Genomic DNA, 14,439 nt, shown 5'->3' on the forward strand with positions numbered 1-14,439 from the left:
ATCAGCTCGTTCGCTGTCCCGGATTGACGCCGTTGACGCGGTGGGTGCCGTCGCGGACGGTGCCCACGTATTCCTCGACGAGGTCCTCGAGGGCGACGATGCCGACGATCTGCCCGGACGGGTCCGCCGCCGCCCCCAGATGGGAGCTGGCGCGGCGCAGGCTCGCCAGGGCCTCCGCGAGCGGGGTGGTGGTCGACATGCGCGGCAGCGGACGGATGTCCGACCGCGGGATCACGGTGTCGGGTCCGGCCTCCTCGTCGAGGATGTCGTCGAGCACGTCCTTGAGGTGCAGGTACCCGACCAGTGAGCCGTCGTCGGCGCGCACCGGGTACCGGGAGTACCCGGTCTCGACGACGGCCTGCTCGATGGCGCCGAGCCGGGTTCCGCCCTCCGACAGGGGGATGGTCCGGGCCTTGTCGAGGGGGATCATCACCTCGCTGACCGTGCGGTCGGTGGTCTCCAGCGCCTGGGTGAGCCGACGGTGTTCTTCCGCGTCGATCAGTCCCTCGGAACGGGATTCGCCGATCATCTCGGACAGTTCCACCGCCGACACGGTGACGTCGAGTTCGTCCTTCGGCTCCACCCGCAGCAACCGCAGCGTCAGGTTGGCGCACAGGTTGTAGAAGGAGATCAGCGGGCGGGCCAGCTTGATGAACAGCAGGTGCACCGGGACCAGCAGCATGGCCGTCCGCTCCGGGCCCGCGAGTGCGATGTTCTTCGGCACCATCTCACCCAGCAGGATGTGCAGCACCACGACCAGCGCCAGCGAGATCGTGAACGCCACCGGGTGCAGCAGCCCGGCGGGCAGGCCGACCGCGTGGAGCGGGACCTCGAGGAGATGCGCGATCGCCGGTTCGGCGACCTTGCCGAGCAGGATCGAGCAGATGGTGATGCCGAGCTGCGCGGCCGCGAGCATCAGCGACAGGTTCTCGCCCGCCGTGATCACGGTGCGGGCGCGTTTCTTGCCCTGCGACTCCAGGGCCTCGAGCCGGTCGCGGCGGGCCGAGATCAGCGCGAACTCGGCGCCGACGAAGAACGCGTTGCCCCCGAGCAGCACGAACGTGAGCAGCACACCGAAGAGGTCACTCATCGTCGTCCTCCTCGCTGTCGGTGTGGGCGGTCTCGTCGGGTTTCGGGGTGAGCAGGACCCGGTCGATGCGCCGGCCGTCCATGTGGGTCACGGTGGCGACCCACCGGCCACCGGGGTCGTGTGCGCCCTCGGGCAGCGGGAGTTCCACCTCGTCGCCCTCGTCGGGTATCCGCCCGAGTTCGGTGAGGACGAGTCCGCCGAGGGTTTCGTACTCACCGTCGGGTGCGGTGTAGCCGGTGGTGTCGGAGACCTCGTCGACGCGGAGCAGCCCGGAGCAGGACCAGCCGTCACCGACCCGCTGGACGTCGATCTCGGATTCGTCGTGCTCGTCGCGGACGTCGCCGACGATCTCCTCGATCAGGTCCTCCATCGTGACCATCCCGGCGGTGCCGCCGTATTCGTCGACGACGAACGCGACCTGCATGCCGTCGGACCGGATCCGCTCCATCAGGGCGTCACCGTCCAGGCTGGAGGGCACCACGGGGACCTTCTGGGCGAGCGAGTTGAGGCGGGCGGTGCGCCGACGGTGGGCGGGCACCGCGAACGCATGCTTGATGTGGACGATGCCGACGGCGTCGTCCAGGTCCCCGTCGACGACGGGGAAGCGGGAGAACCCGGTGCGGGAGGCGGTGTCGATCAGGTCGGCGACGGTGTCCGTCGTGGACAGGGTCTCGATTTTCACGCGCGGGGTCATCAGTTCCTCCGCGGTGCGTTCCCCGAACCGCAACGAGCGGTTCACCAGCAGCGCCGTGCCCTTGTCGATGGCGCCGCGCTGCGCGGACGTCCGCACGAGCGACCCGAGCTCCTGCGGGGACCGCGCCGACCGCAGTTCCTCGGCCGGTTCGATGCCGAGGCGTCGCACCAGCCAGTTCGCGGATCCGTTGAGCCCGTTGATCGCCCACTTGAAGATGAGCGAGAACGCCGCCTGCATGCCGGCCGTCGCACGTGCCGTGGGCAGGGGGTGGGCGATGGCGAGGTTCTTCGGCACGAGTTCGCCGAACACCATCGAGAACGAGGTGGCGAGGACGAGGGCGATCACCAACGACGTTGCCGCGGCAGCGGATTCGCTGAACCCGATCGCGGACAGCACCGGGGTGATGAACCGGGCGAGGACCGGTTCGGACAGGTAACCGGTGATCAGCGTGGTGATGGTGATGCCGAGCTGCGCCCCGGACAACTGGAAGGACAGGGTGCGGTGGGCGTGCTGCACCTGCCGGGCCCGGCGGTCACCGTCGCGGGCGTGCGAGTCGACGGTGCTGCGTTCGAGGGCAGTGAGGGAGAACTCGGCTGCCACGAACAACGCGGTACCCGCGGTCAGGGCGAGAAAGCCGAGCAGAGCGAGAATGCTGAGCGCGATCTCCATGTGTCATCGCCGCCGAGCTGAGGAACGGGGGTCGCCGGGTTTGTCACCCGGCTCGCTAGAGGAGCCCTCCGAACCGGCGGAATCGGAGTCCGATTCCACGGAGCAGGAGGCGACGGCACTCCCGGAGACGGCGGGTGGGGCGCTTGCTTCGTGTGTGGGTGCCGCGGGCACCGGAGTCCTCTCGTTCGGCCTCGACGGCCCGGACGGGTCCGGCGCCGAGAACTGGTGTGGTTGAGCGACCCATGATACCGGTGGATGTCCGGTTCCGTGGAACAGGACACCCACCGGCACATCAGGATGCGGTCGTCACCAGCCGGCCGGCAGCGGGCGGCCCTCGGCGAACCCGGCGGCGGACTGCACACCGAGAACGGCCCGCTCGTGCAGTTCCGCCAGCGTCCGCGCGCCCGCGTACGTGCAGGTGCTGCGCACACCCGAACAGATGTGGTCGATCAGGTCCTCGACGCCGGGACGTTCCGGGTCCAGGCGCATCCGGGAACTCGAAATACCCTCCTCGAACAGGCCTTTCCTGGCCCGGTCGAACGCGGTGTCCGTGGCGGTGCGCGCCGCGACCGCACGCTTGGAGGCCATGCCGAAGCTTTCCTTGTACGCGTTGCCGGACTGGTCCACCCGCAGGTCGCCGGGTGATTCGTAGGTGCCCGCGAACCACGACCCGATCATCACGTTCGACGCGCCCGCGGCGAGGGCGAGAGCGACGTCGCGGGGGTGACGGACGCCTCCGTCGGCCCACACGTGCGCACCCATCGCGCGGGCCTGGGTTGCGCATTCCTCGACGGCGGAGAACTGCGGCCTGCCCACCCCGGTCATCATCCGGGTGGTGCACATCGCGCCCGGTCCGACTCCGACCTTCACGATGTCGGCGCCCGCGTCGATCAGGTCCCGGGTGCCGGCGGCGGACACGACGTTGCCGGCGACGAGCGGGACACCGAGGTCGGCCTTCTTCAGTGCGCCGAGGACGTCGATCATCTTCTGCTGGTGGCCGTGCGCGGTGTCGACGACCAGCAGGTCGGCCCCCGCGTCCACCAGGGCGCGGGCCTTCGCGGCGACGTCGCCGTTGACGCCGACGGCCGCGGCGATCCGCAGCTTCCCGTTGCCGTCGACGGCGGGCTGGTAGATGCCGTCCCGGATGGCGCCGGTGCGGGTGAGGACCCCGGCGAGGGTGCCGTCGGGGTGGACGATCACGGCGAGGGAGTCGTGTTTGCCCTCGAGGAGTTCGAACACCTCCCGCGGTGACGCGGAGTCGGGGGCGGTGACGAAGTCGGTGAGCGCCACCGAGCGCAGTCGCGCGAACCGGTCGACGTCCGTGCAGGAGGCCTCGGTGACGACGCCGACGGGGCGGTTGTTCTCGACGACGACCACGGCGCCGTGCGCCCGCTTCGGCAGCAGCGCCAGGGCGTCGGACACGGCGGCGTCGGGGCCGAGCGTGACCGGGGTGTCGGCGACCAGGTGCCTGCTCTTGACGAACGACACGGTCTCCGCGACGGCGGGCGCCGGAAGGTCCTGGGGGAGTACCACCAGACCGCCGCGGCGGGCGACCGTTTCCGCCATGCGGCGTCCCGAGACCGCCGTCATGTTGGCGACGACGATCGGGATGGTGGTGCCCGACCCGTCCGAGGTGGCCAGGTCGACGTCGAATCGCGAGGTGACCTCGGTGCGGTTCGGCACCAGGAACACGTCGTCGTACGTCAGGTCATAGGGAGGGCGATGCCCGTCGAGGAACTGCACATGTCAGGACGATACCGGGGAAGTTGCGGTGGTGTCGGATGTCCGCTGGGCCTGCGACCTGGACAGTCCGATCGTGGCCACCAGCATCACCGCGACCGCGCAGCCGACCACCACCAGTCCGGGGCCCGAGACCCGCAGCCGCTCGTCGAGGACGGTCATGCCGAGGAAGACGGCGGCGAGTGGTTCGGCGATGGTCAGTGCGGGCAGCGACGCGGACAGCGGTCCCACCTGGAAGCCGCGCTGCTGCAGGTACACCCCGACCAGGCCGGCGGCGACGAGCGCCCACGCCTGCCAGCTGCTCAGCACCGCCCACAGCCCGCGGGGCACCAGTTCGACGACGTACTTGGTGAACGCGACCGCCACCCCGTACAGGATGCCGCCGGCCCCGCCGAGCAGCAGCGCCCGCCATCCGGGGTCGATCTTCGACATTCCCGCGGCGGCCGCGACCGCCACCACGGCCAGGAGGATGCCGAGCGGCACCACCCATTCGCGGAACGGGGCGTCGATGTTGCCCTCGGTGGGGTCGCCGATCACCAGGAAGACCGCGAGCGCGACGGCCAGTGCGACGGCGAGGGCCCAGGTGGTGCGGCTGAGCCGGTACCCGGAGAACTTCGCCGACAACGGCAACGCGAACAGCAGCGCCGTCACCAGCAGCGGCTGCACCACGAGCACCGACCCGAGCGCCAACGCCACCGCCTGCATCGCGTACCCGCCGCCGTCCCCGACGAAGCCGGCCCACCAGCGGGGACTGCGCAGCAGGGTGGTCATCAACGCGGCGTCCTCGGGGACCGCGGACGCCGCGCTCTGCTGGGCGACCGACGCGCACGCGAACAGCAACGCCGCGATCAGCGCGCACACGATCGACGCCAACGGCAGGGACATGCCTCTCAGTGTGCCCCGCGGTTGCGGTGTCCGTGCGGAGTTGACGCAGGTCCGGGTTTCCGGCCGCGTCGGGCACCGGCCCGCGGTGCTCCGCCGTCCCCGGGCCGGCCGCGGCGGGCCGGGCGACCCCCGGTGTCGTGCGCCTGCCTGCCCTTCTTCGGGGTGTCCTGCGCCGGTGCCCGGGTGTCGGGCGCGGCGACCGCCTTCCCGGTGGGGCGGCGGGCGCCGGTGATCTCGGCCAGCACCGTGTCGCCGGGCCGCACCCGCACGCCGTCCACCTCGATCCCGGCCTTGCGGGTCAGCTTCTCCACCTCGGCGCGTTCGTCCTCGGTGACGAGGGTGACCACCACGCCGGACTCGCCGGCGCGGGCGGTGCGGCCCGCACGGTGCAGGTAGTCCTTGGGGTCGGCCGGGGGGTCGACGTGGACGACGAGCGAGATGTCGTCGACGTGGATGCCCCGCGCCGCCACGTCGGTGGCCACCAGGACCGGGGTGGTGCCGTCGGCGAACGATTCGAGGGTGCGGGTACGGTTGTTCTGCGCCTTGCCGCCGTGCAGGGCGCCCGCGGAGATGCCGGCTTCGTGGAGTTGCTGCGCGAGCCGGTCGACCCCGTACTTGGTGCGCACGAACATGAGGGTGCGTCCCGCACGTGAACCGATATGTGCCACAACGGATTTCTTGTCGACCCGGTCGACGAACAGCAGGTGGTGGCGCATGGTGCTCACCGATGCGGTGACCGGCGCCGTCGAGTGGGTGACCGGGTCCCGCAGGTACCGGCGGACGAGGGTGTCGACCTCCCCGTCGAGGGTCGCCGAGAACAGCAGCCGCTGACCGTCCGCCGGGGTCTTGTCGAGGATCGTCGTGACCTGCGGCATGAACCCCAGGTCGGCCATGTGGTCGGCCTCGTCGAGCGTCAGCACCGTCACGTCGTCCAGCGACACCGACCCCTGCGCCACGTGGTCGGCGAGGCGTCCCGGCGTCGCGATCAGCAGGTCGACGCCGCGCGACAGGATCTCGACCTGACGTTTGATGGGAATCCCGCCGACCACGTTCGCCACCCGCAACCCCACGGACAGCGCCGGCTCGTCCAGCGCACGCTCGATCTGCAACGCCAGTTCACGGGTGGGCACCAGGACGATGCCGCGCGGGAAGCCCCGCCTGCTCGCGGCGCCCTTGAGCCGCACGAGCATCGGCAGGCCGAACGCGAGGGTCTTCCCGGAGCCGGTCGGCGCGCGGCCCAGAACGTCGCGGCCCGCGAGGACGTCGGGAATGGTGGCCGCCTGGATCGGGAACGGCGCCCCGATGCCGCTGCGGGCGAGGGCATGGGTCATCACCGCGGGGAGACCGAGCTCGAGGAACGTCTCACCCACCGGTGCGGGCGAGGAGAACTCGTCGTCGGGCATATCGGAAAGGCTACCGCCTCCGCGGTGGGGCCTCCGACGCCTCGGCCGTGACGTACACGCGGTACGTCACGGCCGGGGACGGGTGGTCGGCGAAGCTCAGGCCTGCACTTCGCTGCGGTCACCGCTCCAGAGGGTGTGGAACTTGCCCTCCGCGTCGACCCGCTCGTAGGTGTGGGCGCCGAAGAAGTCGCGCTGCCCCTGCGTCAGGGCCGCGGGCAGCCGCTCCGCGCGCAGGGCGTCGTAGTAGGACAGCGACGACGCGAACGCCGGCACCGGGATCCCGAGCAGCGTGGCGGTGGAGACCACCCGGCGCCAGCTGTCGATGGCCGTCTCGATGGCGTCGCGGAAGTACGGGGCCAGGATGAGGCTCGGCAGCGTCGGGTTCTCGTCGTACGCGTCCTTGATGCGGTTGAGGAACCGGGCGCGGATGATGCAGCCGCCGCGCCAGATGGTCGCGAGGTCGGCGGGGTGCAGGTCCCAGTCGTATTCGGCGCTGCCGGCCGCGATCTGGTCGAATCCCTGCGCGTAGGCCACGACCTTCGACGCGTACAGGGCCTGCCGGATGTCCTCGGTGAACTGGGCGGCATCGGTGGGCTTGTCGGCCAGCTGCCCGGAGGCGAGCCCGACCGCGGCCTTGCGCTGCTCGCGGGACCCGGACAGGGCGCGGGCGAACACGGCCTCGGCGATCCCGGTGACGGGGACACCGAGGTCGAGCGCGGACTTGACGGTCCAGCGGCCGGTGCCCTTCTGCTCGGCGGCGTCGACGATCACGTCGACGAGCGGCTTGCCGGTCTTGGCGTCGTTCTGCCGTAGCACCTCCGCGGTGATCTCGACGAGGTAGCTTTCGAGGTCGCCGCCATTCCATTCGGTGAACACGTCGGCGATCTTCCCGGCGTCGTATCCGAGGGCGGATCCGAGCAGGTTGTACGCCTCGCCGATGAGCTGCATGTCGGCGTACTCGATGCCGTTGTGCACCATCTTCACGAAGTGACCGGACCCGTCGGGGCCGATGTGCGTGCAGCAGGGGGTGCCGTCGACCTGCGCGGCGATCGACTCGAGCAGCGGGCCGAGGGCCGCGTAGGACTCCTTCGGTCCGCCCGGCATGATCGACGGGCCGTTGAGCGCGCCCTCCTCGCCGCCGGAGATGCCGGCGCCGACGAAGTGCAGGCCACGCTCCCGGAGGGAGGCCTCACGGCGGATCGTGTCCGTGTACAGGGCGTTGCCGCCGTCGATGATGATGTCACCGGGCTCCATCGCCGCGGCGAGTTCCTCGATGACGGCGTCGGTGGGGTCGCCGGCCTTGACCATGATCAGCACGCGGCGCGGCTTCTGCAGCGCGCCCACGAACTCCTCGATCGTCTCGGTGCGGACGAAGTCGCCCTCGCTGCCGTGCTCCTCGATGAGGGCGTCGGTCTTGGCGATGCTGCGGTTGTGCAGCGCGACCGTGTGACCGTGCCGGGCGAAGTTGCGGGCGATGTTCGAGCCCATGACGGCCAGTCCCGTGACGCCGATCTGGGCGCGGGCACCCTCAGTGTTGTCGATAGTCATGGATACAGCATTCCCTCTCGCTCGGCGGTAGTGAAATCGGCGGCTACGAAAACCTCAACCGCCTAAGCCAAACATACGAAGGCCGGCCGTCGCACATGCGACGGCCGGCCTTCTCTCACACTTCGTTATTCGGTTGTCCGATCAGCGATCGATCAGCTGCGGCGCTCACGCCGCGGGCCGTCGAAACCGTCGTACGAGCGACGGTCCGTGCGGCTGCGGAACCCGCCACCGGTCGACGCGGGGCGCCGCTCCGACGCGGCCGCGGGGCGGCGATCGTCACGGCGGTCGTCGCGACGGAACCCGCCCGCCGCACCGCGGTTGTCGCCGAAATCGCGGCGCGGTGCGCTGCGGTCGAAGCTGCGCTCGCCGGTACCGCGGTGGCTGTCGCCGCGGTCACCGAAGTCGCGGCGCGGTGCGCTGTTGCCGCCGCCGTACTCGCGGCGGGGTGCGCTGTCACCGAAGTCGCGGCGCGGGGCCCGATCGGTGAACGTCCGGTTGTCCCGGTCGCCGCGGTAACCGCCGCCACGGTTGTCACCGTCACGCTGCGGACGGTCGCCCCGGTAGCCGCCGGACCGGTTGTCGGTTTGGTCGCGGCGCGGGCCACGACCCTCGAAGCTGCGACCACCCGACGGACGGTCGCCGAAGCTGCGCTCACCACGGTCGCTGCGATTGCCGCGGTAGCCGCCGCCGTCGCGGCCGGCGTATCCGCCCTCACGGCGGGGTCCGCGGTCACCGAACTTGCGGTCGCCGCCACGCTCGCCGCGGGAGTAGGTGTCGCGCACCGGTTCTCCGCTGGGCGCCTTGGCGCCGGTGATGCTGGCCAGCTTCTCCGAGCCGGGTGTGACGGGCACGGCGGTGGCGTCGACGCCGGCCATCCCGGTCAGGCGGCGGAACGTGCGCTTCTGGTTGGGGAGCACGATCGCGACGACGGTGCCCTTCTCACCTGCACGGGCGGTCCGGCCTGCGCGGTGCAGGTAGTCCTTGTGGTCGGCGGGCGGATCGACGTGCACGACCAGGTCGATGCCGTCGACGTGGATGCCGCGGGCGGCGACGTCCGTCGCGACGAGCACCGGGGTGCGGCCGTTCTTGAACCGCTCGAGGACACGGGTGCGCTGATTCTGCGCCTTGCCACCGTGCAGCGCCTCGGCGGCGATGCCCACCGCGCGGAGGCGGTCGGTGATGCCCTCGCAGCCGAGCTTGGTGCGGGCGAACATGATCGTGCGGCCGTCGCGGGCACCGATTTCCGCGAGGACGTTGTCCTTCTGGCCGCGGTCGACGAGCAGCACGTAGTGCTCCATCGTGTCGACGCTGGCGCGACCGTCCTCGGTGGAGTGCTGCACGTGGTCGGGCAGGAACTGGCGGACCAGCGACTGCACCTCACGGTCCAGGGTGGCCGAGAACAGGAGACGCTGGCCGTCGGCCCGGGTCTCACCGAGGATGGCCCGGACCTCGGGCAGGAAGCCCATGTCGGCCATCTGATCGGCCTCGTCGAGCGCCGTGATCTCGATCGAGTCGAGGATGCAGGTGCCCTGACGCAGGTGGTCGTTCAGCCGGCCGGGGGTGGCGACGAGGATGTCGACGCCGCGGCGCAGCTGGTCGACCTGCTTGGAGAACGGGGTGCCGCCGACGGCGGGGCGGACGGTCAGGCCCATGGCGCCGGCGTACGAGTTGAGGGAGTCGACCACCTGGAATGCGAGTTCACGGGTGGGCACGAGCACCAGTGCGCGGGGACGCTTGGGTGCGGGCCGGTCCTCGTGGCGGGACAGGCGGGTGAGCATCGGCAGGCCGAATGCGAGGGTCTTGCCTGATCCGGTCTGTGCGCGGCCGAGGACGTTGGTGCCGGCCAGCGCATCGGGGACGGCCAGCGCCTGGATCGGCGACGGGACGGTGATGGAGTTGCGGGCGAGGGCCTGCACCAGGGGGGCGGGCAGGCCGATCTCGGCGAACGTCACGGTGGCGTTCTGATCAGGGATTTCGGTCTCGGTCTGCTCTAGTGGGGCAGACGTCGTCTGGACAGCGTTGGTCACGCAAATACCTCTCCGGGCATAGGGCGCGTCGCGGAGCGGGGGCTGTCATGCAGCACGCACAAAGGGACGAGCCAGGGCACATGTCACCTGGTCAATCCATTCGCGGAAGTGCGGGGAATTGGGCTGTGTGCCGTTTCAGTGTTGATGGGCCGCAGTGGCGACCGTCGACCAGTGTACGCGACGGGGCGCCCGGTTATCGAATGCGGCGGGTTGTGAGCTGGGTGACTATACGGCGCTGAACAACCGGCTCAGTTCGGTGAGCCAGGGGACGGCGACGGCGATGGTCGGCACCACGAGGATGGCCACCGACGCGGCGTAGGCGGCGAGAGCCACCGGGGTGCCCGCCTCCGAGGAGGCCAGGCGCTGCACCCGCAGCAGGGTGCTGGGACCACCCGCGGCCATGGCACCCTTCGGGGCGATCGACCCCGAGCAGGCGACGAGTGCGCGGGCCAGTGCGGTCGGCCCGGTGGCGCGGACGGCGGAGTCGTCGGCCAGCATCTCGACCAGCAGCTGCACCGACCCCAGCGCGGATTTGCTGCGCACCACGGTGGGGAAGGCGGCGTTGACGGCGGTGAACGCCTCGAGGACGAGGTCGTGCCGGGCCCGCAGATGGGACCGCTCGTGGGTGAGGATCGCGGTGATCTCCGCGTCGTCGAGGTTGGTGAACGTGCCCTGGCTCAGCACCACCCGCTGGCGCAGACCGGGCAGGCAGTAGGCGATGGGCTCGGTGACGTCGAGGACCCGCAGGTCGGGGGTGCGGGCGAGGGGCGACGAGGAGTCGCAGCGGTCGAGGAGGTCGACGAGCATGCGGTGCCGGGCGCGTCTGCGCCGGGTGCGGACCCCGACCTGCACGATCGAGAAGATCAGTTTGGCGCCGACGAGGAGGGTGAGCGCGAAGACCACCACGTACAGCAGCCACAGGGGCAGGCCCAGGGCGTCGATCTCGGCGACCGGTGCCGTGGTGGGGCGCCCGTCCGGTCCGGGGACCAGCAGCTGGCTGGCGATCGCGAGACCCGAACTGAACGCGGACAGAACTGCGGCGAGGGCGATTGCCTGCCACAGCACGAGGGCTGCTCGGGGGGCGCGATGCGGCCATCGGGCACGACTCAGCAGCGCAGGGACAGGCCCTGCGAGAAGAAGTGCGAGTACTCCGAAAACCAGCGCGGTGGTGGCGTCCATGTCCTACTCATCATGCATGACGAACGTCAGCCGGCGCGAACGGTTCCCGACTGATTGTCTCCGGTGGACCGCTCCTTGGCCTCGAGCGCGGCGAGGGCCTCGCGGAGCGCGTCGGCCTCGTCGGCGCCGACCTGCCCCACGAAGTGGACGAGTGCGGCGGCGCGGCTTCCGGACTTGTCAGCCTGCTGCAGGGCGTCCACCATGAGGCTCGCGACGAGCTCCTCGCGCTGGTGCACCGGCAGGTACCGGTGGGCGCGGTCGTCGCGCTGCTGAATGACGAGGTGCTTCTTCGCCAGTCGTTGGAGCACTGTCATGACAGTCGTGTACGCGAGTTCACGGCGTGCCGCCAGTGCCTCGTGTACCTGCCGTACCGTCTGCGGTTCCGATGTGGACCACAGGTGATCCATCACTGCGCGTTCGAGTTCGCCGAGTCCAGCCATAAATTGATTCTACGGATACGACGACGCAGATACGTACTACTGGTAGTAGTAAAACTGCGTCACGGCGTGTGGTATTGGCCATACTCCGAACGGGTGGATTACGGTCGGGTTGGCAGCGGCCGACCCGCCGGGCAAGCGTTCGTTCTCGACATCGCGGAGAGTGGGGACCTGGCGGATGAAGACCGACGACAGCGCGGCGACCGGGCACGGTCCGGCGGCCAGGGTCAAGGGTCAGACCGGGCGGGCGGCGGAACGGGTCTGGGGCGGGGTGCGGGGTGCACCGGTCAGCATCGCGCTGCTGGTCGTGATCTGGATCCTCGCGATCGCCACGTCCAGTGTGATCAGCGGTCCCTCCCACGACCTGTCCCAGCACGTCGCGATCGGGATCCGGGCGTTCCAGAACGGCTGGGTGTGGACCTTGCTGACCGCCGGGCTGTGGGGCGACGACGTCCTGGCGTACCTGTCGACGACTGTTCTCGTCCTCGTGGTGGCCGCGCCGCTGGAACGCCGCATGGGGTCGGCGCGGTTCGCGCTGGCGGCGGTCGCCACCCAGGTGCTCGGCGGGCTGCTCGCACTGTCGGTGGCCGCCGTCGCGAAGGTCGTCGACGCGAACTGGGGTTTCCGGCTGCACGTGGGCATGGCTGTCGGTCCGAGCACGTGGATCGTCGGTGCCGCGATGGTGGCCAGTTCGAACATGGGCACGCTGTGGCGTCGGCGGATCCGCGTCGGCGTCCTCGTGTTCACCATCACCCTGGCACTGTTCAGTGGTTCGCTGCAGGATGTGGTCCGGCTCGCTGCGGCCGTGGTCGGGCTGGTGATCGGCCGCTGGATCGTCGGCCGTTCCGCGCGCGGCGAACGGATCGCGGGCACCCAGCGTGAGGGCCGGGTGCTCGTCGCGATCATCGTGGCGGCCAGCGCGATCGGTCCGATGATCGCGGCGCTGTCCGCGGAGGCGGTCGGTCCCCTCGCCGTGCTCCGCGACCTGTTCCGCGGCATCCCCTACACGGCCGGCGAAGTGCGCGACCTGTGTGAGGTGTCGGCGTCGGACCCCGAATGCCGGCGCGGGCTGCTCGAACTCCGTCTGTCCGGGGTCGGGCCGACCCTGCTGAGCCTGATGCCGTCCCTGTTCCTCCTCACCCTCAGCGACGGCCTCCGACGGGGCCGTCGCTTCGCGTGGGTCGCGTCCGTGATCGCCCAGGTGATCCTGCTGGTGCTGTCGCTGCTGAACTTCGCGGTCCGGTTCGTCGACTCCCTCGACGAGGACTCCCTGTTCTACGGTCTCGCCGACCCGAACCTGTACCGGACGCTGGTGCCGTTCCTGACACCGCTGGCGATCCTGATCGTGCTGCTCGCCACCCGGCGGTTCTTCGACGTGTCCGCCCCGGCCGGCACCTACCGGCGGCTGGCCGTCGTCCTGGTGTCCGTCCTCGCCGGGCTCGCCGTCCTCTACCTGCTGGGCGGGTTGTGGGCGCGGAACGGTTTCGACCCAAGGCCCGGCATGGCGACGCTGGTCGCCGACTTCCCGGAGCGGCTCATCCCGCCGGTGTATCTGCAATGGCTCGACCCCCGGCTGCTGCCGGTGAGCATCCCCGCGACCCTGCTGTACGAGTGGACCGGGGTGGTGTTCTGGGTGGCGGCGTGCGCGCTCGTCGCCGCGACGTTCCTCAGTCCCGCCATCGGATCGGACTCGGAGTCCGCCGAACGCGCACGCGCCCTGCTGAAGTCGGGGAGCGGAAGCCCGCTGTCCTGGATGACGACGTGGCGCGGCAACAATTACTGGTTCTCCGCCGACGGCACCGGCTACGTCGCGTACCGGGTCCTCGCCGGTGTCGCCCTCACCACCGGCGACCCGGTCGGCCCGCCGGACCGGTTGCGGGACAACGTCGAACACTTCGCCGAATTCGCCGCCGCCAACGGGTGGATCCCGTGCTTCTACTCGGTGACCGGCGAGGTCCGCGCCGTCACGGACGCCCTCGGGTGGAGCGGTATCCAGGTCGCGGAGGAGACGGTGCTGGATCTGGGGCAGATCGCGTTCACCGGCAAACGGTTCCAGGACGTCCGGACCGCGCTGAACAAGGCGAAGAAGTCGGGGATCACCGCGGAATGGGTCAGCTTCCCCAGCGCCCCGCGGTCGATCACCGACCAGATCACGGCGATCTCCGAGGAGTGGGTGGCCGACAAGGGGATGCCCGAAATGGGTTTCACGCTCGGCGGACTCGACGAGGTCGACGACCCGGAGGTGCGGTGCCTGGTCGCCGTCGACGAGGACCGCACCGTCCACGGCGTCACGTCCTGGTTGCCGGTGTACCAGGAGGGGCGGGTGGTCGGCTGGACCCTCGACTTCATGCGGCGGCGCTCGGACGGGTTCCGGCCGGCGATGGAGTTCCTCATCGCGTCGGCGGCGCTGAAACTGGAGGAGGAGGGTGCGCAGTTCCTGAGCCTGTCCGGCGCCCCGCTCGCCAAGGTCGAGCAACCGGACGGCGACGCCGACGAGCGGGAACGGTCGGAGTCGTCGAGCCTGTCGGCGGTGATGGACAGCGTGCTCGATCTGCTCGGCCGGACCCTGGAACCGGTGTACGGGTTCCGTTCGCTGCTGGCGTTCAAGTCGAAGTTCCAGCCCCGGTACGTGGCCATGCACATGACGTTCGCCGACCCGGCGGCCCTGCCGAGCATCGGCAACGCCGTCGGCAGGGCGTATTTGCCGACGGTGTCGCTGGGGCAGAGTTACCGCCTGGTGCGGACGATGATCGGCGGCCGACGCTGA

10 protein-coding genes are annotated in these 14,439 nt (G+C 70.4%); 1 reads left to right on the forward strand and 9 read right to left on the reverse strand.

Features of this window, described 5'->3' with window-relative positions; all coding sequences use genetic code 11:
• Position 1 precedes the first annotated feature (1 nt).
• The 9 genes from CJ177_RS10270 to CJ177_RS10315 form a co-directional block, all read right to left on the reverse strand.
• Positions 2–1,090 carry a hemolysin family protein gene (locus CJ177_RS10270; protein ID WP_061044139.1) on the reverse strand — a complete coding sequence of 363 codons (1,089 nt, stop codon included), beginning with the start codon at positions 1,088–1,090 and terminating at the stop codon, positions 2–4.
• Complete coding sequence (locus tag CJ177_RS10275; RefSeq protein ID WP_005246070.1) at positions 1,083–2,453, reverse strand: hemolysin family protein; 1,371 nt, start codon at positions 2,451–2,453, stop codon at positions 1,083–1,085. The genes CJ177_RS10270 and CJ177_RS10275 overlap by 8 nt, the downstream gene beginning before the upstream one ends.
• A gap of 306 nt (positions 2,454–2,759) precedes the next feature.
• Positions 2,760–4,196: a GuaB1 family IMP dehydrogenase-related protein gene (locus CJ177_RS10285; protein ID WP_005246071.1), complete on the reverse strand. Its 1,437-nt coding sequence runs from the start codon at positions 4,194–4,196 to the stop codon at positions 2,760–2,762.
• 3 nt (positions 4,197–4,199) lie between these two features.
• Entirely contained in the window at positions 4,200–5,078 is an 879-nt protein-coding gene (locus tag CJ177_RS10290; RefSeq protein WP_025432554.1) for a DMT family transporter, read from the reverse strand.
• Between the two features lie 5 nt (positions 5,079–5,083).
• Entirely contained in the window at positions 5,084–6,481 is a 1,398-nt protein-coding gene (locus CJ177_RS10295) for a DEAD/DEAH box helicase (protein WP_061044137.1), read from the reverse strand.
• A gap of 96 nt (positions 6,482–6,577) precedes the next feature.
• A complete protein-coding gene (gndA, locus tag CJ177_RS10300) occupies positions 6,578–8,029 on the reverse strand; it encodes an NADP-dependent phosphogluconate dehydrogenase (protein WP_095867665.1) in 1,452 nt (483 codons plus the stop codon).
• Between the two features lie 152 nt (positions 8,030–8,181).
• Entirely contained in the window at positions 8,182–10,056 is a 1,875-nt protein-coding gene (locus CJ177_RS10305) for a DEAD/DEAH box helicase (protein ID WP_095867666.1), read from the reverse strand.
• A 225-nt stretch (positions 10,057–10,281) separates the two neighbouring features.
• Positions 10,282–11,235, reverse strand: coding sequence for a M56 family metallopeptidase (locus tag CJ177_RS10310; protein WP_005246076.1), 954 nt, complete (start codon positions 11,233–11,235; stop codon positions 10,282–10,284).
• Between the two features lie 26 nt (positions 11,236–11,261).
• A complete protein-coding gene (locus CJ177_RS10315) occupies positions 11,262–11,675 on the reverse strand; it encodes a BlaI/MecI/CopY family transcriptional regulator (RefSeq protein ID WP_005246077.1) in 414 nt (137 codons plus the stop codon).
• A 175-nt stretch (positions 11,676–11,850) separates the two neighbouring features.
• Between CJ177_RS10315 and CJ177_RS10320 the strand changes: the two genes are divergently transcribed.
• A complete protein-coding gene (locus CJ177_RS10320; RefSeq protein WP_095867667.1) occupies positions 11,851–14,439 on the forward strand; it encodes a phosphatidylglycerol lysyltransferase domain-containing protein in 2,589 nt (862 codons plus the stop codon).

Origin of the sequence: Rhodococcus sp. ACPA1 (assembly GCF_002300195.1) — a bacterium.
GTDB lineage: Bacteria > Actinomycetota > Actinomycetes > Mycobacteriales > Mycobacteriaceae > Rhodococcus_F > Rhodococcus_F opacus.

What these genes read in the sequence shown, in the direction of transcription:
- CJ177_RS10295 (WP_061044137.1), bottom strand. Translation starts at nt 6,481, where the DNA reads ATGCCCGACGACGAGTTCTCCTCGCCCGCACCGGTGGGTGAGACGTTC.
- CJ177_RS10290 (WP_025432554.1), bottom strand. Translation starts at nt 5,078, where the DNA reads ATGTCCCTGCCGTTGGCGTCGATCGTGTGCGCGCTGATCGCGGCGTTG.
- CJ177_RS10320 (WP_095867667.1), top strand. Translation starts at nt 11,851, where the DNA reads ATGAAGACCGACGACAGCGCGGCGACCGGGCACGGTCCGGCGGCCAGG.
- CJ177_RS10315 (WP_005246077.1), bottom strand. Translation starts at nt 11,675, where the DNA reads ATGGCTGGACTCGGCGAACTCGAACGCGCAGTGATGGATCACCTGTGG.
- CJ177_RS10275 (WP_005246070.1), bottom strand. Translation starts at nt 2,453, where the DNA reads ATGGAGATCGCGCTCAGCATTCTCGCTCTGCTCGGCTTTCTCGCCCTG.
- CJ177_RS10270 (WP_061044139.1), bottom strand. Translation starts at nt 1,090, where the DNA reads ATGAGTGACCTCTTCGGTGTGCTGCTCACGTTCGTGCTGCTCGGGGGC.
- gndA (WP_095867665.1), bottom strand. Translation starts at nt 8,029, where the DNA reads ATGACTATCGACAACACTGAGGGTGCCCGCGCCCAGATCGGCGTCACG.
- CJ177_RS10310 (WP_005246076.1), bottom strand. Translation starts at nt 11,235, where the DNA reads ATGGACGCCACCACCGCGCTGGTTTTCGGAGTACTCGCACTTCTTCTC.